This window comes from Pseudomonas sp. AGC41 (genome assembly GCF_057334555.1).
In genome coordinates this window covers 143944-166035 of the sequence record NZ_JBHFJB010000022.1, presented here as the reverse complement: position 1 = coordinate 166035, position 22092 = coordinate 143944, and the positions used below count along the sequence as shown (strand labels likewise).

Here is a 22092-nt window from a genome sequence, read left to right as displayed (position 1 = left end):
CCACCAGGGGTGAGAAAATGAGGAGCTGGGATGCTTAAGCAATATCGCTGCATGAATGTACCGGACTGTGTCGCGGGCGAGGCTGGTTTTGTGTCGGTCGTTTCCGGGTTACCGCGTTCCGGCACATCGATGATGATGCGTGCCTTGGGTTGCGCCGGAATGCCGTTGCTGACCGACAACGTACGTCAGGGGGATGGGCGCAATCCCCATGGTTACTTCGAGTGGGAGGCCGTCAAGTCCAAGGACAGTTACCTGACCTGGATGGATCAGGCTCGTGGCCACGCGGTCAAGCTGGTGTCGAGGTTCCTGATGCACCTGCCGGCCACCCATGGTTACCGAGTGGTGTTCATGCACCGCGACATCGAGGCGGTAATCCGTTCCCAGCGCGATATGGCGGCGCATCATTCAGGAAATATCTGGGGCGAAGTGGAGGGCGAGGCATTAGCCCGGCTTTACCACGACCACGTGGCAAAGGTTGTCGCCTGGGTTCGCTCGCGCCCCAACATGCAGCTGTTGGAGTTGGACTATCAGCAGGTGCTTGAGGCGCCTCAGGCCGAGTTTGCCAAGGTCGCACAGTTTCTTTCCCTGGTGCCACTGGCCGTGGATGCCATGGTGCAGACCGTGGACAAACGTCTGGATCACCACATTGCCACGCAGGTACCTGCCCATGTCTAAATCCTCGATCAGCGCCGTTATCTTCGACCTTGACGGTACGGTCATCGACAGTAAACAGGTGATTGCCGAGGCTTACCATGCAGCTCACGCTGAAGTCATGGGCGCTGAGGCTGTCGCACCGCCGTTCAGCGAGTATTGCAAGCACTTGGGGCGTAGCTTTCCGCAAATCATGAAGCGCATGGGACTGCCGCTGGCCATGCACGGGGTGTTCATGCGCGAGAGCAATGCGCGCATGCACCGCATTGAGGTGTTTGACGGTATTCGCCCGTTGCTTGATAGCTTGCGTGCGCAGGGTATCCCCATGGCCGTGGCCACCGGCAAGGACCATACGCGTACCGAGGCGATTCTCGACAGCCTGGGGTTGATCGACTATTTCGCCTGCATCGTGGGCAGTGACGATGTCGAAAACCCGAAACCGGCACCCGATATGGCCCTGATGATCGTCCAGCGCCTTGGCCTGGAGCCGGCGAGCACCTTGTTTCTGGGCGATGCGGTGGCTGACCTGTTGTGTGGGCAGGGCGCAGGCATGCAGACCGCGCTGGCCCTCTGGGATAACCCGGGCGAAGAAGTCCGGGGCCATGCTTGCGACTACCAACTGACCGATCCGCGTCACGTCCTGGCCTTGCTGGAGGAGCCGCGTCATGCCGACGTTACTCCTGCTTAACGGCCCAAACTTGGGACGACTGGGGCTGCGCAAGCCCGAGGTCTACGGCACCAAAACCCTGGCCGACGTCACGCAAGAGGTCACCGTGGTGGCGGCGGCGCAAGGCTGGTCGGTGCGCTCATTGCAAAGCAATCACGAAGGCGAGCTCATCGACTTTGTCGAAGCCAATCGCGATGCCGCGGCGCTGATCATCAACCCTGGCGCGCTGATGATGTCCGGCTGGGCTTTGCGTGACGCACTGGAAGATTATCCGGGACGTTGGATCGAAGTGCATATCTCCAATCTGTTCGGCCGCGAAGCCTTCCGCCATACCTCGGTGATCGCTCCGCTGTGCCATGGTTTTATCGCCGGCATGGGCACTGATGCCTATGCTGTTGCAGCGTCTGTGCTGGTGGGGCGTGACCATGGGTAATGTTTCGATAATGGTACCGGGGCATGCCGTACTTCTGGCCGACGTGCTGCAGCTGTGCAGTGAGCTGCTGGGCGTGCCGGCGGGCAGTCTGGAGGCCTCGCAGAACTTCTTCGAGCACGGTGGAAATTCACTCAAGGCGCTGCAGTTATGTGTGCAACTGGAGCATAGGCACCCGCATTTGTGCGGTGAAGCGGGAATTGATCTGACGCTGATCGTCGCCACCGCCAGTTTCGCCGATTTCGTCAATGAGTTGCTGGCATCGGCGCGGCAGGCGTCGGCGCCCTGTGTGTCGGAGGGCGAGCTGTGAGCCAGTCTGTTGCGACATTGATCGAAAGCTGGGAACAGCGTGGCGTGCACCTGTACGAGGAAGCCGGCAAGCTCAAGTACTATTGTGAGAAGCCCACGCTGCCTGAAGACATTCGCCACTCGGTGAGCCGGGAGAAAACCCGGTTGCTGAGCTACCTGGCGCAACCCGATCCCCTGGCGGCGAACTTGAGCGGCCTGCGTCAGGCCTATTGGCTGGGTGAACACTCCGCATTCACGCAAGGCAGCGCGGCCTACCTGCACCTGGTGTATGCCGGGGATTTGCCTTCACAGGCCCAGCTTGAATCGGTCCTGGAGCAAATGCTGGCGCTCCATCCGATTCTCAATTACACCTTGGACGCCCATGCCCCGCGTCTCAAACCCATGGCCAGGCAGGCAGTTGTGGTCGAGCAGGTGACCGCAGCAGCGGGGCAGGCCCCGCGGCGCTGCGCGGCCTTGCCAGGGAGCGACACACCGATTCCGGCATTGACTCTGGAGCGGCCGCTGTTTCGCTTGGTGATCGTGGAGAGCGCGGATGAGCGCTGCCTGCATGTGGTCTACCGGCTGGCGCTGTTCGATGCTCCCAGTGTGCAGATTTTCATCGCCGACTTGATGGCGTTGGTAGCCTGTGGAACCGGCGCGCAATCGACAGCGGGCATGTATGCATCCGCCAGGATTGCGGCACAGGTGCGGGCCGGCCGGCTGGCGCGCTTCAAGGCGCGTAACTATTGGGCGCAGAAGATCACCAAGCTGGCTGGTGGCCCCGATCTGCCGAGGTTACGCCGCTCTACCGTCGAGCCAAAAGGTCCGGCCGGCATTGGGCGCTTCACGGAACATCGTGGCCTGCTGGCGGCCGAGGCGTACAACGCCCTTGCCGAACGCGCGCGCAGGCATCGGTTGTCGCTCAATGCGGTGCTGCTGACGGTGTACCTGCAGACGTTGGCGCGCTGGTCCGGCAAGGCCACGGTGACCTGTAGCGTCATGTACAGCACCCGCCCTGGGCTGGCAAAGGAATTTGCTCGCCATATCGGTAATTTCGCCGATACCGTACTGATCGACCTGCCGACCGGGCCAAGGGCCTTTTCGGCAATCGTGCAACACCTGCAGCAAGACTTGTATGCGGCTATGCAGCACGGCGCCTACGATGGTGTCTCTGCGGTGCGTGAATGGATCAAGCTTCACGACCAGCGTGCCAGCAGTGCCGAACCGCCCATGCCCTATGTGTTTTCGTCATTGCTGGAAATGGATCTGCCCGCCGTACCGCTGGAGCAGACGGACCACGCCATGATGACCCCGCAGATCTGGATCGACGCCCAAACGTTTTCACACAAGGGTGAGTTGTGGTTGTCTTGGGATGAGCGCGAAGGAGTGTTCTCGCCGGGGGTGATCGCCCAGGCGTTCGAGCATTTTCACGCGACCCTGCAGCGCCTCGCCACTGAGCCGGGGGAGTGGGATGACGCTCAGGTGTCCTTGAGCCCGGCCCTGCTGGCGACAGTCGATGCGTTCAACCATACACAACAAGCCTTCGACAGCGGCGCACTCTACCAGGGCCTGCTGCATCAGGCCGTGCAGCGACCGGATGCACCGGCCATCCTGGATGCGCAGGGCGGCCTGAGCTTCGCGCAATTGCTGTGCCAGGCCAGCCGACTGGCCAGTCATCTGAATGAAAATGGCGTCGGTCCCAGTGATCATGTGGTCATCCGGGGCAGCCATGATGCCGCGAACGTGATCGCGATCTATGCCACGCTGATGGCCGGCGCGACCTACGTACCGGTCAGCAAGCACTCCCCGCGGGGGCGGGTGCATTCGATGATCAATCAAGCCGCGGCAACGACGGTGCTGGGCGATGACGACGCGGACATCGCCGGCATCCTGACCTCGCCCGTGAACTGGTACTTGAATTACCGCCAGTGGCTGGAGGCCGGTCATGGGCAGGGCGCCTGCATAATGCCGGCCTATCCGGCGGTCGACAGCAGCTTGGCGTACATCATGTTCACGTCTGGCACCACGGGTGTGCCCAAAGGCGTCAGCGTGACTCACCGGGCAGCACTCAATACCCTGCAGGACTGTCGCAAGCGCTTCGCGATCGATGACAGCGACCGTTTGCTGGGGGTCAGCGAATTCAGCTTCGACTTGTCGGTGTTCGACCTCTTCATGCCGGCCCTGAGCGGGTGTGCGCTGGTGCTTGGGCACGGCGCCGAAAGCGCTGACCCGAATGCCTGGCTCGTCGCTGCGCGCGAACATCGTGTGAGCATCTGGAATTCAGTGCCTGCGATCATGGAAATGGCGTTGAGCTACGCCCTGGCCACGCAGTTGCCCGCACCGGCGCCTGCGGTTCGGTTGTGGATGGCCAGTGGCGACTGGATCAACCTGAGCTTGCCCGACCGCTTGCGCGCCAGCGCTCCAGGCTCGCGTTTTGTTGCCTTGGGCGGGGCCACGGAGGCGGCCATCTGGTCCAACTGTTTCGAGGTCGAACAGGTCGATCCGCAATGGCCGAGCATTCCCTATGGACGACCACTGGCCAACCAGCGCTTCTACATCCTCGACGCCCTGGGGCGACGTTGCCCACCCGAAGTCAAAGGCATGCTGCACATTGCCGGCGAAGGCTTGGCGGTCGGTTATATTCATGACCGGCAACGGACCGAGCAAGCGTTTTTCGAGGACCCTGGTCTGTGCCAGCGGGTGTATCGGACCGGGGATCTGGGGCGCTTGCGAATGGATGGCGAAATGGAGTTTCTCGGCCGTGAGGACTTGCAGGTCAAGCTCAATGGTTTTCGGGTCGAGCTGGGCGAGATCGACGCAGTGTTCCGCAGGGCGCCTGGCGTGCTGCACGCCGCTGCCTGTCTGGGGGAAACCGAAGGCCTGCTGGTTGCGGTCGTCCTGGATCCAGGCTTCGAGCCTGCGCCCAGCGCCCAGCAATTGCTGGCGTTCGGTGCACACTACCTGAACCCCTACATGGTGCCTGCGCGGATCGTCGAGTTGGGACAACTGCCGCTGACCGCCAATGGCAAGGTCGACCGCCAGCAACTGACGAAACAGGTGGTGCAGCGCTGTGGCGAGTCCTCCAGCGAACCACAAGACCTGGGTTTCTGCGCGAAGCAGCAGTTGATGGCCAATTGTGTACAGCGCGTGCTGCCGGCGGCGGTTGACCCGCAGCGTTCCTGGTTCGACCTGGGCGCGTCATCCCTGCATGCGGTGCATATTCTCCAGGCACTGAATACGCAAATGGGGCTTGAGTTGAATCTGGCGGATATCTACTCCTATCCCTCGGTCAGCCGGCTGCAGGCGTACTTGCAAGACCGCTCCAAGGGGGCGCGCAACTTGGTGCATTTCAGACGTGACAAGGTGCGGGACGTGCCGCTTCTGGTGTTGGTGCATCCGGTGGGCGGGGCCCTTTCCTGTTACTTGCCGCTTGTTGAGGCCCTGGGTGGTCGTTTCGATATCGTCGGCATTTGCGCGGACAGTGAGCAACATTTCGCGAGCATCAACGCCCAAGCCTTGGCGTATTTCGAGCAATTGCGTGAACCGCTGGCCGAGTATCGCCAGGTGGTGCTCGCGGGGTGGTCATACGGGGGTGTGGTCGCCGTGGAGATCGCGCGCTTGCTCAGCGCCGGCGGCCAACACCTGCCTGCGTTGGTGACGATCGACGCCGGTGCTGCCCAGGGTGAGGTCTTGGAACTGCCGCCGACCCTGCTGCAACAGATGTTCCAGCACGACCTGATGCACACCGAACAGATACAGGCCGAAGGGGAGGTGCAAGAGGCCCAGTTGAACCAGGCCTTGGAACAGCGTTTCGCGCTGTTTTGCCGGCACTATGCGGCGTTGCTCAACTACTGCTACCAACCCGTGGCCTGTCCGACGTGGCATTTGCACGCCAGTGAACAGCGGCATGCCAGTGGACTGCATCGCCTGAGCGAGTTGTCGACGCAGGAAGCCTGCGTGCGGATCGTTGCGAATCACTACAGTATTTTGTCGGATGCCGCGCTGGAGCAAGTCATCCTTTACCTGGAGCGGGCCGCGCAGCATGCGGCAAGGCCTGGTGAACCATGAGCCGACAATCGGCGGCGGTGCAACTCGCTGCGAGTGGGCCTGTACTCCCGGGCGTCGACCTGTGGCGGTTGCCGTGGAGCGGCTCAAGGTCCCATCCTCGGCGCGAGCAGTATCTGGCCTGGTTGGCCGATGATGAGCGCGCTCGTTACCAAGGTTTGGGGACAGCCGTCGCGCGTGCGCAATACCTGGTTGGGCATGGCTGGCTACGCGAGGTTCTGGCCCGTTATCTGGCGTGTGAACCGGCACGCATTGCCCTGAGTTACGGGGCCGCGGGCAAGCCTGTGCTCGCGGCGCCCGCCCGCGCGGCGGTGCATTTCAACCTTGCCCATACCGACGGCCTGTTAGTGCTGGGGGTCGGCGCGGGACCGGTTGGGGTCGATGTCGAGGCTCACCAGGCGCGGGATACGCAAAGCCTGAGCCGGCGGTTTTTCAGCCACGAGGAGCAAGCAGTGCTGGCCAAGCTCGCCGGACCTGCGCGCGAAGAAGCTTTTTATCGGCTCTGGACCCTGAAAGAGGCAGGCGCCAAGGCCTGTGGGCAAGGGATCGGCCGAGCATGGTCCAGGCTAGGGTTTGCCTGCCAGCCACCGGCTCAAGAGGCCTCGGGCCCGTCGCCATGGCGATTCGCACACACGGCTTCGCTGGCCGGCTATTCGATTGCTGTCGCGGCGCGCAGGAGAACAAGCCTGACAATTCGTACATTTATCGATTCTGCGCTGGCGCAATCGGGCCCGTGCCCTGAAAATTTGCATTGGCTCGAACACTATCGCCGTTCCTACGGCACGAGCCTCATAAACAGCAACATCTAAGGAGAAGCACCGTGAAATTTGGATACACGATTGTTTATGTACCTCAGGTCGAAGCCACCCTTGTGTTCTTCGAGCAAGCCTTTGGTTTCAAGCGGCGCTTTCTGGATGAGTCGGGCGACTACGGCGAGCTTGAAACCGGTGGCACTACACTCGCGTTCGCCAGTCGCGGCCTTGCCGAATCGAACTGCGATGGCGGATATGAGTTCTGCAGTCCGCACCAAAAGCCCTTGGGCATTGAAATAGCCCTGGTTACCGATGATGTAACCACCGCGCATGCCAAGGCGTTGGCGGCCGGGGCGAGCGAGCATGCTGCGGTGCAGAAAAAACCCTGGGGCCAGGTGGTGTCCTACGTGCGCTGCCCGGCGGGCACTCTCGTGGAACTGTGTACACCGGTCGGTCAATGACCTTCACGTTGCAGGCAACGATCCAAGGAGGACAGCGTGGCAGGTAAAACGGACGATGCCGTTGCGGCATTACTTGAAGATATTGGCAGCACGCATGGTGCCTTGCTGGAAGTGGTCCAGAAGGTGCGCAAGGTGGCCGCCCCCGGTGGCGGCGTGACCGAAACGGTCAAGTACGGTGGCATCCTGTTTTCGCGGATAACGCCGTTTTGCGGGGTCTACGCCTACACCAGCCACGTGTCGGTGGAGTTCGGGCAGGGCTACAGGTTTGACGATCCTTATCATGTACTGGAAGGCACCGGAAAGTTTCGTCGCCATATCAAGTTATTCAGTGTGTCGGATGTACAGGATAAGCACCTTGCGGAGTATGTAAGGCAAGCCCTGGATAATTGATCCAACAGAGTATTTAACCTTGATTTTCCTGCGGGGGGGTTACCCCTCGCATGGGGAAGTATTGCCCTGAATTAACTAACTAACGGAAGTGGATATGAGCGATCCCAGTACTTACGGTGAAACCCTGGCCGACATCTATGATGACTTGTACGGAGAGGCGCCAGCGATCGCGATTGATGCCTTGGTGGCATTGGCCGGTCGCGGTGGCCCGGTGCTGGAGTTAGGTGTAGGGACGGGGCGATTCGCACTGCCCATGCGCGAACGCGGCGTTGATGTGCATGGCGTCGACGCCTCGCAATCGATGCTCGATAAGCTCAAGGCCAAGCCTGGAGGTGCTGACGTCCCGGTGACACTGGCGGATTTCGCGACGCTGGAAGGGGTCCGGGGTGGCCCCTTCCAGATGGCGTTCTGCACCTTCAGCTCACTGTTTCTGTTGCTGTCCCAGGACGCTCAAGTCAATTGTTTCCAGGCCACCAGCGCGCAGCTTGGCGAGCAGGGGCTGCTGGTGATCGAAACGTTCTTCCCGGACCTTTCGCGCTATGGCAAGGACCAGCCGGTGTACGTCGGCGGGCTGGAGCGCAACGAGGTACTGCTGGAAGCATCGCGGCATGAGGCGGTCAAGCAGCGGGTCAGTTGCCGGTTCATCCGCATGCAGAGCGAAGGGGTCAAGGTGATTCCCGTGGAGCTGCGTTACGCCTGGCCGGCCGAACTCGACCTGATGGCGCAATTGGCGGGGATGCGCCTGGTCCAGCGCTGGGCCAATTGGGAACAAGCGCCGTTTGTCGACGGCGCGTTCAAACATATTTCGGTCTACGAAAAGCGCCCCCTTCGCTGATTGCGCTTGAACGTCGGAGTTCACCATGGATGTTTTAAACGTCCCGTCCACCCAGGCGGGAGACACCCGTTCTTCGCGCGAAAGAATGCTCGCGGGGGAGTGGTTTCATTCCCCCAGCTTGGAACTTACACGCCTGCATATTCGCGCCAAGGCATTGCAATACGCGTTTAACAATACATCGCCGCTGGCCTTGAAAGAGCAACAAGCGTTGCTCAAGAAATTACTCCGAAAGTTAGGGGAGAACAGTTGGATAGAACCCAGTTTTCATTGCGACTACGGCATTCATATCGATATTGGCGATGACGTGTTCATCAATATGAACTGCACGTTTCTGGACGGCCATCGGATTGTTATCGGTGACCGTGTCTACCTGTCGCCCAACGTGCAACTGATGACCACGACCCACCCGGTGCACCCCCGGCAGCGTTCGGTACGGGTGGACGGCCAACTCAAATGCGTACTGCGCGCCGCTCCGATCACCGTTGGCAATGATGTATGGATCGGCGCGGGGGCAACGCTGCTTGGTGGCGTTGAAATCGGTGACGACAGCGTGATTGGCGCGGGCAGTGTGGTCAGCCGTTCGATACCCGCCGGGGTGGTGGCAGCCGGTAACCCTTGCCGAATCATTCGCTCCGTTTATGAGTGAATTTACAGGAACATTTTATGAGCATCGATGACATGAGCCTGATCAATCGTTGTGAGGTTCCCCGGCGCGCCGAAATGCCGGAGCCACCGGCCTATCGCGCGTTATGCGTGTGGTTTACCGGTTTGTCCGGGGCCGGCAAGACAACCCTGGCTACTCTCCTGGCGCAATCCCTGGGCGATGCCGGCATACGCGCACGGGTATTGGACGGCGATGACCTGCGTACCGGCCTCAACAGCGATCTACGTTTCAGCGCCGAAGATCGCAAGGAAAATGTCCGGCGCCTCGCCGAAGTCGCCAAGCTGTTTTGTGACAGTGGCTACGTTGTGCTGGTGAGTGCTATCTCGCCGTTCGCCGAGGACCGCCTGCGGGCCAGGATGTTGTTCAGCGCGGCAGAGTTTGTCGAGGTGCACGTCGCCACCTCCTTGGCGGTGTGCGAGTCGCGTGATCCCAAAGGGCTGTATCGACGGGCCCGGTGCGGAGAGCTGCCACAGTTCACCGGCATCGGTAGCACCTATGAGCCGCCGCTGTCCTGTGAGTGTGTGGTTCAGACCGCTGATCGCAGCATCGATGAGAGCGTGCAGCAGGTGCTGGCGATGGTGCTCAAGCGTTGCGCGGTACCCACCTCGCACCCGGCGATGCAACCGCAAATGGCTCAATTACCTTGCAACGGAGAACGAGGCTGATGCCGACGTCGACATTCGAGCGCTTGTTGAAGCGCTATCGCTACCTACTGTTTGCCCTCGTGCTCGTGCTGGTGGCCGGGTTGTCCTGGGGCATGACCTCGATTCGTTTCGCCGCCGATTACCGCTCGTTTTTTCCCGAAGGGGAAAAAACCGTCGAGCAATTGGACGCGATGCATCGTCAGTTCGGTAAGTCCGATACGTTGCTTTTCGTGATCAAGAACCCCCAGGGCAGTCTGTTCACCCGCCGTTACCTGGAACAGATACACCAGCTGACCGAGCAGGCCTGGCGTATCCCGCATGCGTATCGCGTCGATTCGGTGACTAACTTCCAGCATGTGTTTGCCGAAGGCGACACAGTGCACGTCGAGGCCCTTGTTCGCGAGCCCGCGGACCTGACACCGCAGCACATCAGCCTGATGGAACGCCTGGGTCGCAACGATATTGAACTGGTCAAGCGCCTGGTATCGACAGACGGCCAGACCGTGGGCGTGTTGGTGACCTTGCAATTCCCGCCAGAGACCCTGGATGCAGCGATTGCCGCCACGGCGCAAGGGCAGCGGATGCTGGAGGCCTTCAAGCTGCAAAATCCTGAGCTGCAGGTGCATCTGACGGGGCTGGCGGCGGTCGAGGCGGCCTATCCCGAAGCCGCTCAGCAAGACATGGCGGTGCTCACGCCGCTGATGTACGTGATCATTTTGCTGGTCTCGGTATTGATGTTGCGCAGCCTCGGCGCGTTGCTGGTGGTATTGACTGCAATCAGCATGGCCACCGCCGCCACCTTGGGCGCCAGCGGCTGGCTCGGCTTCGAGGCGACGGCGCTGACCGGCCTGTTGCCGACGATCGTGCTGGCGACATCGGTTGCCGAGATCATGCATGTACTATCGGCGGCTCGACAGATGAGTGGTGACTATGGAAACCGGCGGGTGGACCTGGCCTGCGCGGCGATAAAAGACACCATCAAGCCGATAGCGATAGGCACGGCCACCAATGCCGTGGGCTTCTACAGCATGGTGTTCGCGGCGTCACCGCCTTACAAGGAGTTTGGTGTGCTGGCCGCGATCGGTGCGGTCATTGCGCTGGTCGTAACCATTTCGGTGGCGGCGGTGTTGATTCCGCTGCTGCGGCTCAAACCGCTCGAAGGCGCGGCCAGTCGCCGTTACTTTTTGTACATGGAACCCCTGTTGCGCTACCCCAAACTCTGGTTGCTGGGGTTTGTCGTGTTGTTCGTGATCGCGATCGAACCGGCGCGCAATAACCTCATCAATGACCGGATCGTCGAAAATTTCGACACCAGCATTCCTGTGCGCACGGCCACCGAGTTTGCGATGGATAACTTGTCCGGTATCTATCGCCTGGAGTATGTCGCCACCTCCAGCACGGGTGACATTTCTGATCCGCGCTTTCTGGCTGACCTGGACCGCTTTACCCAGTGGCTAAGGACCCAGCCGGAAGTCGACTCGGTGACCACGCTCAGTGATGCCCTGAAGAAACTTAACCAGACCATGAATGGCGGGCGCCCCGAGGAATACCGACTGCCGGATGATCCGGCGATGGCGGCGCAGATGTTGTTGGTCTATGAGATGTCCTTGCCGTTCGGCCTGGACCTGGGCAGCCAGATCAACATCGACAAGTCGGCCACCCGCATGGTGGTGACCCTGACTCGCCTGGATACCCAACAGATTCGCGACATCAAAGAGCGCGCCGACAACTGGTGGCGCGATAACGCCGACCGTGCTGCGCTGGTCCCGGGGCTGGGAACAGGGGAGGCGGTGGTGTTCGCCAACCTGACGCATATCAGCATCGAATACATGGTCAACGGCCTGGTGTTCGAACTGGTGGTCATTACCTTGATGGTCGCGCTGTTCTTGCGCAACGCGGGTCTTGGGTTGATCAGCGTTCTGCCCAACATGTTTCCGTTTTTTATCATGTTCGGCATCTGGGGCCTGCTGCGCGGTGAGGTCAACACCGCAGCGATCAACGTGTGTGTGGTGGTCTATGGGCTGATCGTGGAGGCCACCATCCACATCATGAGCCATTACAAGACCCAGCGCCTGGAGCATGGGCATCCGCCACGCGAAGCACTGCGTCGCACCTACCAGCATGTACTGCCGTCGGTGTTCGCCAACTCGGTGATTCTGGCGTCAGGGTTCATGGTCATGACCTTGTCCCCTTTTTCCATGAACGCTGATTTCGGCATGTTGGCCGTCCTGGCGATCTTCCTCGGCTTGATCTTCGACGCACTGTGCCTGCCGCTGGTGCTGCTGACCTTCGATCGCTTCCTGTGGGGGCGGTCGGTAATAAAACTTGCGCCCCGCGAAGCCTGACCCGTCCTCGAGCAGCAATAACACAAGGAAAACACCATGAATTACAAAGCACTGCTTGCCGTTTGCCTGATGGTCGGGGGCACATTCGAACACCGTCTATTGCATGCCGACACGGAGCAGGAACGCGGGCAGCACTATGCCCATCTCTGGCGGGACAGTGACCTTGGGTATCAGGACACCTCGGCGAAAATTCGTCTCACACTGGTGGAAAAAGGCGGCGCCAGCACGGATCGATTCATGCGCATGAACAGCTTCGAGACTGAAAGCAAGGCCGCCGGGGACAAGGTGCTGCTGACGTTCGAGGCACCCGACAACATCAAGAATTCAAGGGTGCTGATCCACTCCAAGATCAAGGAAGGCGACCAGGTCTGGCTGTATCTGCCGGCCTTGAAACGGGTCAAGCGCGTCGCCGCCGCTGATCGTTCCGGCGCGTTTTCCGGCAGCGAGTTTTCCTACGAAGACATTGGTTCCATGGAAGTCGGGAACTACGATTACCAATGGTTGCGCGATGAACCTTGCGGCGATTTCCAGTGCGCAGTGGTCAAGCAGGTTCCGCTCTATCCCTACTCGGGGTATTCGGCGATCTGGGTCTGGTACAACAAGGCCGATTACCGGCAGATGAAAACGGAGTACTACGACCGCAAGGGCACAAAGTTCAAGACGCTGTCCCTGGATAACTACCAGCTTTTCCTGGGCCGTTACTGGCGTGCCTTGAACATGACCATGGTCAACCACGTCACGGGGCGCCAGACCATTCTGGTCAGCTCCGATGTGCAGTTTAAAACCGGGATCAGGGAGGACGCATTCGAACCGGCCAGGCTCGGAAACCTCACGCAATGATCAAGGGCTCACGCTGTTGGCGGGTTAGTTCGCAGTTGGCGACATTGACCCTGCTGTGTAGCAGCACCCAGGTTGTGGCCGAGTCGCTCCATTCGTTGTCAGCCAAGGTCGGGTTCAAAAGCTATTACTTCCCCTCGACGCCGGCCGATGGTGTGGATGACCGGCAGCTGCCGAGCACCGTGCAGTTCGGCCTTGATTATCAGTACCTGCAAAACTGGGATGAATGGCGCATGCGGGTGGTGGCCAACCCGCGCTACAGGGCCAGCGATCACAACGACCCGCGCCCGAACTTCTACTGGGACGAGCTGTTTGTGCTGCTCGAACAGGATGGGCGCGAGATGAAGCTGGGGCGCATCAAGGAGCACTGGGGCGTGATGGAAACCCGGCAACTGGTGGACGTGATCAATACCTACGACAACCTGGATGGTCTGCAGCCTGAAGAGAAGCTGTCGCAGAAGGCGCTCAAACTCGGCAGCACCCTGGGGCCTGGGCATCTGAGCCTGTACCTGCTGGACGGGTTCGAGCCCGTCCAGTTTTACGCCGAGCCTGCCCGATTCGCGGCGTATCGGGTGCAACCCGGGGCTGAATACATCCACGGCGCCAACCCCGACGGGATTGATTTGGCGGCGCGTTACTTCGTGTCATTGGCGGATGTGGACATTGGCTTGAGTTACTTCAAGGGGACTAATCGCACGCCGGCATTGCGCCAGGTTGGTGACAGCCTGGTGGCGCAGTACACCGCGTTGTCGCAATGGGGGCTGGACGCGATCTGGGTTAACGAGCAATGGCTGTACAAAGTCGAGGCACTGACTCAGCGGGTTTCGGACAGCGCCTACAACTCGCAAAAGCTGTCGGTAGGGCTTGAGTACGCCATGAACCGCGCATGGCGCGACGCGGACTTGAGCCTGATCGCTGAATATCATCGCGACCGTGATCAACGCCTGGCGCCGGTGAGCATCTTCAATCGCAAGTTTCTGCTGGGGGCTCGCCTGGAAGTCAACGACGCGCACCTGTCTTCGTTGTTCCTGGGCTACACCGCCCAAGCGTCTGACCAGGGCAACAACATGATTAACGCATCGCTGGATCTGGGGCTCAGCGACGCGTTGCGCACGACCCTCAGTGCGGTGCTCATCAATAGTTCGCGCAGCGACCCAACCTGGGATGCGTTATCCGGCGACTCCCATGTCGCGCTGGAGGTTTCCTATTCATTCTGATCGACCCACAGGCCGTGGCCTGAGGTTCGGTCCAGCGTTCAATTACCGAGGTTTCTGATATGGAAACGTTGTTACAGATCATAGGGTTCGGCCCAGCGGCCCTCGGGCTCTTTATCACCGCGGACCGCACCGGCCAGTTGCACAGCTTGCTGGAGCGCGGTGTTCAGGTGCATGAGCGCAGCGCATCCCTCGCGCAGTGGAATTGCCTGGCGTATGACATCGAGGCCAATTCGCCGATTGAGGATTTTCTCAAGGGCATTCGCGTGGACGGAGTGTTTGCCGAATGCTTGAACCAGCCCATGGTTCAGCGCTGGCTGCAGGCGCCGGGGAATGTCGTGCAATTGACCGACGTCTCGATATTCCTGCGTCAATTGGCCGAAATCGTCGTGGCGCTTTGCGCAGGACATCCCCGTGCGGCAATACATTTTGGGCACAACGTCGACGCCGTAACAGTCGTCAGCAGCGGCTTTTGTGTGACGGGAGACTGGGGTATCCGTTCCAGCCGCTACCTGGTGCTGGCGTGTGGCGCGCGGATCCGCGATCTTCAGATGAGTGCCGGCACGGCTCAGCAACCGGGATCGCCACCGATCTGTTCCGATCGCCTGCTGCGGGGGCAGGCCGATGCGCAGTTGCGTGAGAGTCTGGCGCAAGGGCAGCGAGTGCTGGTGGTGGGTGGTAGCCACAGTGCGTTCTCCGCGGTCGGCTACTTGCTTGAGCGTTTCCATGACTGCCTGGCACCTCAGGCCATTGCGGTGCTGTGCCGCAGGCGCCCGGCCTTGTGGTCGGCGTCAAGCCCTGGGGCGCGGCTCTTGAAGGCAACGGATGTGGTGGATGAGGAGAGCGGTGAAGTCAATCGATTCTGCGGCTTGCGTGGCGCAGCGCAACAGACGCTGCTGAGTGTCGAGGCCGGGCAGCAGCCGAGTGTGGCACTGCACATCGGCGATGCGGATATCGAGCCCTGGCTGGAAGACGGTTTTTTGTTGATCAATGCCACGGGCTACCTCCCGCGGCTGCCCGCCTTGTTCGACCAGCAGGGCACGGCCATGACGCTCGATCAGCTTGAGGGCAACCTGTGCAAACACCGGAACACGGGTGAACTCATGGTCCAGGGAGTTGCGGTGGGCGGGCTGTTTGGTACGGGGTTGGGGTTTTCCGATCGCCGTGGCGAGACCCTTGAAGTGGGGGTCAATTTTTTTCATGGCCGTTGCGCCAGCCATATTCTTCAAGCCGTGCTCTGACGGCACCCGCATTTTTTACGAGCAGGAGGCTGCATGGAAGACTTCGTTGAAATCAAATTACGCTTACGGATGGGCTTGTCAGCGCTGCCATCACGCGTCGCGGTGGATGAGGCGGCGCTGGATGACTTGCTTTCCAAGCTGGCTGCGCCGCGGCGGATCTACCAGCTCTTATCCTCCCGGCTGACGGTACGCCAGGTCTTGTGGTGCCTGGTTGATCTGCTGGCGCATGGGCAGCTTCGCCAAGTCATAGACGCCGGCCAATATCGCTGGGTGAGGGCAGAGGAAAGCGAACAGCGTCTGCCCGGTCAAGGCCTGCACCTGGTGGGTGATGACTGCTTGCAGTTGAACCCCAGGTTCAGAGACATCCTTGCCGATTTGCTCAATGACAAAAAAAGCCAGTACAGCCAGTCCGTAGAGACTTACGAAACGTTGATCCGCCGCTACAAGATCATGCAAAGCCTGGGTGACCTGAACCACGGCAGCCTATTGCTGTTGGGCGATGATGCACTGTTCTCGTTGTTTCTGGCCGTGCACGGATACCGCCAGCCGATCGTGGTGGCCGATATCGACCCGCAGTTGCTCGCAACCATCGACCGAGTTGCCAAGGCGCAGGGGTTCACCAACATCGAGGTGGTCGAATACGACGTTTTCCAACCGCTGCCGCCTGCGTTAGTCGGGCGTTTCGATTGCTTCGCGGTCAATGGATTCAAGGACCAGGGCGGGTTGCTGATGTTTATCTGCCGTGCGCTTCAGTCACTCAAGGCCCCTGCGGCGATGCGTAGCGGCTACCTCAACTTTGGCAGCCATGAAGTGCAGTGCGCACACCAGCTCAACCTGGAGGCGCAAATGCACCAAACCCTGGCGCGGTTCGGGGTGTACATGGATTACACCGTGCCGTGTCCTGAAACCCATGTGTGCGCGGCATTCGAAGACGCCTTTGGCGCAAGCATCCCGGCACTGGCCCGGCAATCGGCAGAACACCGTCGGCAGGCGTGTGACGACACCTTAGGCGTGCTGCGCCAACGTTTTGCACATCTGTCGTGGGTGGCGATGGACAATTTTCCCGACATCCAGCTTTCGCCCTTGAAAATGGGGCGTTGCCGTGTGGTACAGCGTAATGATCGAGAGGTCTCACGCTTTTTGCGCTTGGGGCAGTTGTATGCTCATAACACCCAGGCGGTGGCGGTTCCGTGAGCGCTCGCGTGGTGCTGCTGTCCCCTCATCCGGATGACGCGGTGTGGTCCCTTGGCAGTGGCATTGGTCGCTGGGCTGCCGGGCGCACCATCGTGTTATTGACCCTGTTCGATGGCGAGCAGGCGCCAGACTGTGTTGCAAACCTGCCGGCGCACGAGCGCTGGCGGCGGTTTGCAGCGCCTGAGTGGCGACGCCAGGAGGACTGTAATGGCGCCGCACGCCTGTCTTTTGAGCGCCTGAGCATGGGATTCGAAGATGCCGCTCTGCGACGGGACTACGCAGGGGACTTTGCCTACGATGCGCCCCAAGCCTTGTTCCTTGCACCAGAGCCTGAACGCTGGCCGGCGTTGGACCCGCAGCAGGTGGCCCGCGTTCAGGCATTGCTAACGCCAGAAGACATTGTCTTTGCGCCCTTGGCCATTGGCCGCCACGTCGATCATTGCCTGACCCATTGCCTGGCCCGTCAGCTCGTTAACAGGGTGTATTACTACGCCGACTTCCCGTATGCCCATGGCCTGGGCGAGCAGACGTTACGCGAGCATCTGGACAGCCTGGGTCTGAGTGCCTGCGAAGAAACACTCAGGTGCTCATGGTCGGCCTGGCGGGAGGCTGCGCTGTGCTACCGCAGCCAGGTATTGATGTTGTTCGGGAGCCAGGGGCGTTTTCTCGAGCAATTGGCCGAACACTGCCAGGTTCAAGGCGATGAGGCGATTTGCCGGATCTGGTCGACCCGTTCGATGTAACGCACCAGCGAACCGGTGGGCGAGAGCAAATCGTCGAGGGCCATGGCCTCAGGGGTCTTTGCTCGTTGCTGGAACAATGTCAGGTTGTGTCGGTGATCATCCCAGCGCATAGGGTTGTGATGGGACATGTGGTAGCCACAGGCCCGGATTTCCAAGGCGATCGGTACCCTGGCTTGCCACAGCCGATAGCCGAAATCCAGGTCTTCCATGCCCCAGCGCTTGCCATAGGAGGCGTCGAAGCCGCCGACCAGGTTCCAGGCCTGGCGGCTCACCGAAATGTTCGCCCCTGCGCTCGCCAACCATGGCCACTGCACTGCGCGCGGGTGTTCTGCCGCTTGTTCCAGCGGGTTGGCCATGACTCGCGCCGACTGGGGGCACCAGCGCCCCTGGAGCAGGTCCTCTTCCAGGATTGGCGGGCAACCCGGGGTGCCTTGGGCCGGGTCTGTCAGAGGTGTCAGGGCGATCAGTTCGCGCAGCCGGCCATGCACGAGCCCCGGCTGACGTCGTTGGGCCTGGATATGCGCTTCAATAAAACCATCTTGGACCAGCACGTCATCATCGATGAACAGCAGGATGTCGCCACTTGCCACACTGGCCCCCAGGTTTCTGGCAGCGGCCCGCCCCAGCCCGGGTGTGGTGAGCACACGGGCGAACGACAGGGCCTTGACCTGGGCCAGGACCGCAGGTTGTGCGGCGTCGGCGACGATAATCGTTTCAAAATGGCAGCGCTGGTGCTGGCGCCGCAAACTGGCCAGGCACAAGCGCAAACGTTCGGCCTTGGCATGCACCGGCATGATCACTGAAAGTCGCATAAGACTCTTCCCCACGGACGCGCTCATGCAAGGTCCGGTAGCCGGGCTCGTTGGTTGAGCCGGTAGTGGCGCAGGGTCATCAGCCCGGCGGCGAGCAGGTTGCCGATCAGAATAGCCTCGACGATGCCGTTAAGGCCCCGTTGCCAATGCAGCGTCAGCAGCCACCCCAGCGGGGTCATGACGAGCAGGTAAGCGATTGCATGAATTGCCGTCGGCGCCATGGCGTCCTCCCGCCCGCGCAGGGCATTGGACATGACGCCTTGCCAGGCATCGAAGGGCAGGGCCAGAGCAAGCACCAACAGGGCCGGTACGGCCACCTGCAACAGTTGGTCATCGTTGCTGTATTGAGCGAGCAAAGGGCCTGGCACGACGGCCAGGAGCAGCGCACAGGCAGCCGTCAGCGACACCCCGAGAAACAGGCCGCTCCAGGTGGAAAGGTTGATGTCTCGCGCGTCGTCGTTGCCATAGGCCATGCCAACCTGGATCGAAGTGGCGAAGCCGATTCCCATGGGAATCATGAACAGAATCGAGCGAATATTGACCACCACTGCGCAGGCCGCCGCGATGACCGGCGAGGCCGCCCCGGCCATGATCGCGATCAACATGAAGGCGCCGGCTTCGATGCCAAAGCTCAGGCCCCCGCCATAACCGATCTGACGCTGCATCTTCCAGTCGGCCCATGCCCATTTGAAGCGTTCATTGACCCCGAAATCGGCACGATCTGCCATCACACGGTGTACATACACAATAATCGCCAGCGCCATCAGGACCCTGACGAACGTGGTGCACCAGGCAGAACCCAAGGCGCCCATTTCAGTAAAGCCGAACTCGCCGTACACCATGGCGTAGCACAAGCCGGCATTGATCAGGTTACCGCCCAGAATCACCACGGTCGCCGGCAGGGGGCGGGAAATACCTTCAAGGAAAAAGGAATAGGCGATGTAGATCAGGATCGCCGGCAACCCCAGGGCGACCACCACCATGAGTTCGGAAATCGCGGCAGCCAGCGGCGCCTGTACTCCGAACAGCACCAGCAAAGGCAAGCTTGCGACACTTGCCAGCGCGCAAGCCAGGCCAAGGGCCAGGGCACAGACAACTCCGCGTTGAGCAGCGAGCCCGGCCTCTCCTGGCGCCTGCTTGCCCATGGCGATCGACCCCATGACCAGAATGCCGAAGAGCAGGCCGGCGGCGATCAGCATGTAGGTGTCGGCGATGGCATGGGTGATGGAGATGGCCGCCAGTGACTCGGTGGCATAGCGGCCGACCATCAGGGTGTCGACCAGTGACAACAACAAAAAGCCGATGCGCGACACGACAATCGGCCCTGACAGCTTGGACAATTGCACAAGCTTGTCTTTGAGCAGTGTGAACTCTGCCATGGTGTTTTCTCCTTGGGCGTTGCAAGCAGCATCAGGGCTGGCGATGAAGGGCGCCGCCGGGGGGTGACTGGTGGGGGTACATGGCCGACATGGCGCTGGCCAGCGACTGCAACTTGCGGTATTCCAGCTCTCGGCTGGCTGCGCATTCGCCAATCAGCGCAATCCTGCGCGCGAGGAACTGTCGGTAAGGCGCCACGTTTTCCTCGTCGGCAAATCCCAGCGGGGTATCGATTCCCGCAACGCTCAACACCAGGCTGGGGTGTTTGACGCGGTTCTGGCTGAAGCCGAAGGTGGTGCGCAAGCACAATTGCCCGGCGCTGCCGTACAGCGTGATCACTGTTTCGTCCTGCCGTTGATGGGAGGCCCAGGCGGTGCTCAAGCGGATCAGCGCACCCCCGCGGGTTTGCAGGCAGCTGTAGGATTGCGATTCAACGTCGATCGCGCTGGTGCTGTTGCCATCCTCGTCCTCCCGCCAGGTGGCCTCGCGGCTGGCCTCGTCGGGGGCGGCGGGGACGTGATTGCACAGTGCCGCGTCGACAAGGGGATAGCCCAGTACCTGTAAGGCCACCTCCAGCAAGTGCCAACCCAAGTCCGCTCCGGACCCCGCCAGTGCCTGGTCCGCGCGGGTGAACCAGGAACCGGGGCGGGGCACTCCGTTACGCCGGCGCCAGCTCACGTCGATGCAGTGCAGGGTGCCTACATCGCCCCGGGCGACGGCTTCCAGCATGGCGCCTACGTCGCTGCGGTGTGAAGCGGCCGCGGTGACCAATACCTCGACTCCGGCCTGGCGGCTGTGCTCGATCAAGGCATGGGCATCGTTGGCGCTCAGGCACGCGGGCTTCTCCAGGATAACGTGCAAGCCTTTGTTCATCGCCCTGATTGCCTGGCTGACATGCCTGGCGTTCGGAGAGCAGATGAACGCCAGGTTGCAGCCCTCCAGGGCCTTGTCGCTGACGCACCCGTGTTGGCGAGGCGCGACAGGCAAGTCACTGAACGCCTCTCGGGAGGGCAGATGGGGGTCGATGATCGAGACAATCCGAGCCGCCTGTTGCGCCAGCAACGGTGCCCAGATAGTGCGTACCACCCAACCCGCGCCGATGAAGGCGACGCACGGGTCTTTCATGGCTCGTTGGCCAGGAGTGTGAGGACCTTGGTAATGGCGGTGGCAATGTCCAGCGTGTCCTGTTCATTGCCCAGCAGGGCGCGGTGGTGTATCCAGATGCCGTGCTGGGCAACCTGTTCGCTCACAGGGCAGGCGGCAATGTAATGGGCCAGGTTGTGCTCGGAAGGCGCAGGCGGTTGCCAGAAACTCGGGATGCGGTAGAGCGCCTGATACGTCCGGAACGCGGGTATGCCTTCAGCAATCAGCGCTTCGACGACGTGGTTGCGGTCCCACTTTGCTTGCCCCGAACGCGTATTGAGGGTGAAGACAAACATGTAGTACGGGTGGGTGTGAGCATCTTGAGTGCGAGCCTGTGGGGTGACCAGGCCGGAACGCTCGAGCACCTCGAACAAGAGCGCCGCGTTGCGCTGGCGCACCTGCGTCTGGAAGTCCAGGCGGGTTAACTGGGCACTGAGCACCGCCGCGCTGAATTCACTCAGGCGGGCATTGGTGCCAACCACCGTGTGCTGATAGCTGCGATCGCCTTGCGGCCGCCCGCAATTGCCGTAGAGGAAGACCTTTTCGCGCAGTTCTTCATTTGGGCAAAGCACCAAGCCTCCTTCGCCGGCGGTCATCAGTTTGAAGTTCTGGAAGCTGAAGCACGCCAGGGTGCCGTATTCGCCAATGCCGGTATCGGCACGACCGCGGGCGCCATGAGCATGGGCAGCGTCTTGAATGATCACCAGTTGGTGACGGTCGGCGATACTCAGCAAGCGGACCATGTCACACATGTGCCCAGACATATGCACCGGAATGATGGCCCGGGTGCGCGGGCCGATGTTGGCTTCCACAGCGGCCGGGTCAATGCAGAACGTATCGGACAGGACGTCGACGGGAATGGCAGTCGCACCGATACGCTGGCAGGCCATTGAGGTCGAGATAAACGTGAACGCCGGAACGATGACCTCGTCGCCTGCGACGATGCCGGCGGCTTGCAGGGCTATTTCAATGGCCACGGTGCCATTGGCGACGGCAAATGCTGAGTGGGCACCGTGCAATTGGGCAAAGGCTTTCTCGAAATTCAGGTTCTCATTGCCTTGCATCCGCCACCAATGGCCTTGGTGCAGACTGCGCAGTAAAGCACTTTCCTCCGCGGCTCCAAACTGTGGCCAGCTTGGATACGGCGCTTGACGCACAGGGGTACCACCATGAAGAGCTAAGGTCATTTATCCAGTCCCTTGGAGAGGTAAATAAGAGCAGCCGATGTACTGCTCCGCGAAATATTTCAACTATCTTCAAGCTCGGTTGTTCGTGCGTCGATAGTTATAGCTGGCAAGTTTTACTTTTGCGCCGCTCGCGTTTTCAGTTGTAAGCGAAG

At 60.8% G+C, this 22092-nt stretch carries 21 protein-coding genes; 17 read left to right on the top strand and 4 right to left on the bottom strand.

What is annotated here, in order from left to right; translation table 11 throughout:
• Positions 1-30: 30 nt before the first annotated feature.
• The 17 genes from ACE04F_RS03555 (at position 31) to ACE04F_RS03475 (ending at position 17421) form a co-directional block, all read left to right on the top strand.
• Entirely contained in the window at positions 31-675 is a 645-nt protein-coding gene (locus tag ACE04F_RS03555) for a sulfotransferase (protein ID WP_434694747.1), read from the top strand.
• Positions 668-1339: an HAD-IA family hydrolase gene (locus ACE04F_RS03550; RefSeq protein WP_158264762.1), complete on the top strand. Its 672-nt coding sequence runs from the start codon at positions 668-670 to the stop codon at positions 1337-1339. The genes ACE04F_RS03555 and ACE04F_RS03550 overlap by 8 nt, the downstream gene beginning before the upstream one ends.
• Positions 1317-1751, top strand: coding sequence for a type II 3-dehydroquinate dehydratase (locus tag ACE04F_RS03545; RefSeq protein WP_106274327.1), 435 nt, complete (start codon positions 1317-1319; stop codon positions 1749-1751). The genes ACE04F_RS03550 and ACE04F_RS03545 overlap by 23 nt, the downstream gene beginning before the upstream one ends.
• Positions 1744-2058: an acyl carrier protein gene (locus tag ACE04F_RS03540; RefSeq protein WP_434694744.1), complete on the top strand. Its 315-nt coding sequence runs from the start codon at positions 1744-1746 to the stop codon at positions 2056-2058. The genes ACE04F_RS03545 and ACE04F_RS03540 overlap by 8 nt, the downstream gene beginning before the upstream one ends.
• On the top strand, positions 2055-6104 hold the full coding sequence (locus ACE04F_RS03535) for a non-ribosomal peptide synthetase (protein ID WP_486104903.1): 4050 nt from the start codon (positions 2055-2057) through the stop codon (positions 6102-6104). The genes ACE04F_RS03540 and ACE04F_RS03535 overlap by 4 nt, the downstream gene beginning before the upstream one ends.
• A gap of 122 nt (positions 6105-6226) precedes the next feature.
• Positions 6227-6910 carry a 4'-phosphopantetheinyl transferase family protein gene (locus tag ACE04F_RS03530; protein ID WP_434694742.1) on the top strand — a complete coding sequence of 228 codons (684 nt, stop codon included), beginning with the start codon at positions 6227-6229 and terminating at the stop codon, positions 6908-6910.
• An 11-nt stretch (positions 6911-6921) separates the two neighbouring features.
• On the top strand, positions 6922-7314 hold the full coding sequence (locus ACE04F_RS03525; RefSeq protein WP_486104901.1) for a VOC family protein: 393 nt from the start codon (positions 6922-6924) through the stop codon (positions 7312-7314).
• Positions 7315-7350: 36 nt separating this feature from the next.
• Positions 7351-7704 carry a DUF1801 domain-containing protein gene (locus tag ACE04F_RS03520; protein ID WP_486104899.1) on the top strand — a complete coding sequence of 118 codons (354 nt, stop codon included), beginning with the start codon at positions 7351-7353 and terminating at the stop codon, positions 7702-7704.
• Positions 7705-7798: 94 nt separating this feature from the next.
• A complete protein-coding gene (locus ACE04F_RS03515; protein ID WP_486104897.1) occupies positions 7799-8539 on the top strand; it encodes a class I SAM-dependent DNA methyltransferase in 741 nt (246 codons plus the stop codon).
• A gap of 25 nt (positions 8540-8564) precedes the next feature.
• Complete coding sequence (locus tag ACE04F_RS03510) at positions 8565-9185, top strand: sugar O-acetyltransferase (protein WP_106274320.1); 621 nt, start codon at positions 8565-8567, stop codon at positions 9183-9185.
• A gap of 17 nt (positions 9186-9202) precedes the next feature.
• Positions 9203-9868 carry an adenylyl-sulfate kinase gene (gene cysC / locus ACE04F_RS03505; RefSeq protein WP_486104895.1) on the top strand — a complete coding sequence of 222 codons (666 nt, stop codon included), beginning with the start codon at positions 9203-9205 and terminating at the stop codon, positions 9866-9868.
• Positions 9868-12192: an efflux RND transporter permease subunit gene (locus ACE04F_RS03500; RefSeq protein WP_486104893.1), complete on the top strand. Its 2325-nt coding sequence runs from the start codon at positions 9868-9870 to the stop codon at positions 12190-12192. Before cysC ends, ACE04F_RS03500 begins: the two co-directional genes overlap by 1 nt.
• 36 nt (positions 12193-12228) lie before the next feature.
• Positions 12229-13032, top strand: a complete 804-nt coding sequence (locus ACE04F_RS03495; RefSeq protein WP_434694735.1) for an outer membrane lipoprotein-sorting protein — start codon at positions 12229-12231, stop codon at positions 13030-13032.
• Positions 13033-13106: 74 nt separating this feature from the next.
• The gene (locus ACE04F_RS03490) at positions 13107-14246 is read left to right on the top strand and encodes a hypothetical protein (protein ID WP_486104891.1); all 1140 of its coding nucleotides are present in this window, start codon (positions 13107-13109) and stop codon (positions 14244-14246) included.
• Positions 14247-14305: 59 nt separating this feature from the next.
• Positions 14306-15484 (top strand): hypothetical protein, encoded by a 1179-nt coding sequence (locus ACE04F_RS03485; protein ID WP_434694733.1) that lies wholly within the window; start codon positions 14306-14308, stop codon positions 15482-15484.
• Positions 15485-15517: 33 nt separating this feature from the next.
• Positions 15518-16678 carry a bis-aminopropyl spermidine synthase family protein gene (locus ACE04F_RS03480; protein ID WP_486104889.1) on the top strand — a complete coding sequence of 387 codons (1161 nt, stop codon included), beginning with the start codon at positions 15518-15520 and terminating at the stop codon, positions 16676-16678.
• Positions 16675-17421 carry a PIG-L deacetylase family protein gene (locus tag ACE04F_RS03475; RefSeq protein ID WP_434694730.1) on the top strand — a complete coding sequence of 249 codons (747 nt, stop codon included), beginning with the start codon at positions 16675-16677 and terminating at the stop codon, positions 17419-17421. Before ACE04F_RS03480 ends, ACE04F_RS03475 begins: the two co-directional genes overlap by 4 nt.
• Here ACE04F_RS03475 and ACE04F_RS03470 read toward each other — a convergent pair.
• From ACE04F_RS03470 to ACE04F_RS03455, 4 genes are read right to left on the bottom strand one after another with little or no spacing between them, the layout of a single operon-like run.
• A complete protein-coding gene (locus ACE04F_RS03470) occupies positions 17373-18233 on the bottom strand; it encodes a glycosyltransferase family 2 protein (protein WP_434694729.1) in 861 nt (286 codons plus the stop codon). The two genes, ACE04F_RS03475 and ACE04F_RS03470, sit on opposite strands and share 49 nt — an antisense overlap.
• A gap of 23 nt (positions 18234-18256) precedes the next feature.
• Positions 18257-19612 (bottom strand): MATE family efflux transporter, encoded by a 1356-nt coding sequence (locus tag ACE04F_RS03465; RefSeq protein WP_486104886.1) that lies wholly within the window; start codon positions 19610-19612, stop codon positions 18257-18259.
• A gap of 31 nt (positions 19613-19643) precedes the next feature.
• Positions 19644-20735, bottom strand: coding sequence for a Gfo/Idh/MocA family protein (locus tag ACE04F_RS03460; RefSeq protein ID WP_486104884.1), 1092 nt, complete (start codon positions 20733-20735; stop codon positions 19644-19646).
• Positions 20732-21940 carry a DegT/DnrJ/EryC1/StrS family aminotransferase gene (locus tag ACE04F_RS03455; RefSeq protein WP_486104882.1) on the bottom strand — a complete coding sequence of 403 codons (1209 nt, stop codon included), beginning with the start codon at positions 21938-21940 and terminating at the stop codon, positions 20732-20734. Before ACE04F_RS03455 ends, ACE04F_RS03460 begins: the two co-directional genes overlap by 4 nt.
• Positions 21941-22092 lie beyond the last annotated feature (152 nt).

What these genes read in the sequence shown, in the direction of transcription:
- ACE04F_RS03555 (WP_434694747.1), top strand. Translation starts at nt 31, where the DNA reads ATGCTTAAGCAATATCGCTGCATGAATGTACCGGACTGTGTCGCGGGC.
- ACE04F_RS03550 (WP_158264762.1), top strand. Translation starts at nt 668, where the DNA reads ATGTCTAAATCCTCGATCAGCGCCGTTATCTTCGACCTTGACGGTACG.
- ACE04F_RS03545 (WP_106274327.1), top strand. Translation starts at nt 1,317, where the DNA reads ATGCCGACGTTACTCCTGCTTAACGGCCCAAACTTGGGACGACTGGGG.
- ACE04F_RS03540 (WP_434694744.1), top strand. Translation starts at nt 1,744, where the DNA reads ATGGGTAATGTTTCGATAATGGTACCGGGGCATGCCGTACTTCTGGCC.
- ACE04F_RS03515 (WP_486104897.1), top strand. Translation starts at nt 7,799, where the DNA reads ATGAGCGATCCCAGTACTTACGGTGAAACCCTGGCCGACATCTATGAT.
- ACE04F_RS03510 (WP_106274320.1), top strand. Translation starts at nt 8,565, where the DNA reads ATGGATGTTTTAAACGTCCCGTCCACCCAGGCGGGAGACACCCGTTCT.
- cysC (WP_486104895.1), top strand. Translation starts at nt 9,203, where the DNA reads ATGAGCATCGATGACATGAGCCTGATCAATCGTTGTGAGGTTCCCCGG.
- ACE04F_RS03500 (WP_486104893.1), top strand. Translation starts at nt 9,868, where the DNA reads ATGCCGACGTCGACATTCGAGCGCTTGTTGAAGCGCTATCGCTACCTA.
- ACE04F_RS03495 (WP_434694735.1), top strand. Translation starts at nt 12,229, where the DNA reads ATGAATTACAAAGCACTGCTTGCCGTTTGCCTGATGGTCGGGGGCACA.
- ACE04F_RS03485 (WP_434694733.1), top strand. Translation starts at nt 14,306, where the DNA reads ATGGAAACGTTGTTACAGATCATAGGGTTCGGCCCAGCGGCCCTCGGG.
- ACE04F_RS03480 (WP_486104889.1), top strand. Translation starts at nt 15,518, where the DNA reads ATGGAAGACTTCGTTGAAATCAAATTACGCTTACGGATGGGCTTGTCA.
- ACE04F_RS03470 (WP_434694729.1), bottom strand. Translation starts at nt 18,233, where the DNA reads ATGCGACTTTCAGTGATCATGCCGGTGCATGCCAAGGCCGAACGTTTG.
- ACE04F_RS03465 (WP_486104886.1), bottom strand. Translation starts at nt 19,612, where the DNA reads ATGGCAGAGTTCACACTGCTCAAAGACAAGCTTGTGCAATTGTCCAAG.
- ACE04F_RS03460 (WP_486104884.1), bottom strand. Translation starts at nt 20,735, where the DNA reads ATGAAAGACCCGTGCGTCGCCTTCATCGGCGCGGGTTGGGTGGTACGC.
- ACE04F_RS03455 (WP_486104882.1), bottom strand. Translation starts at nt 21,940, where the DNA reads ATGACCTTAGCTCTTCATGGTGGTACCCCTGTGCGTCAAGCGCCGTAT.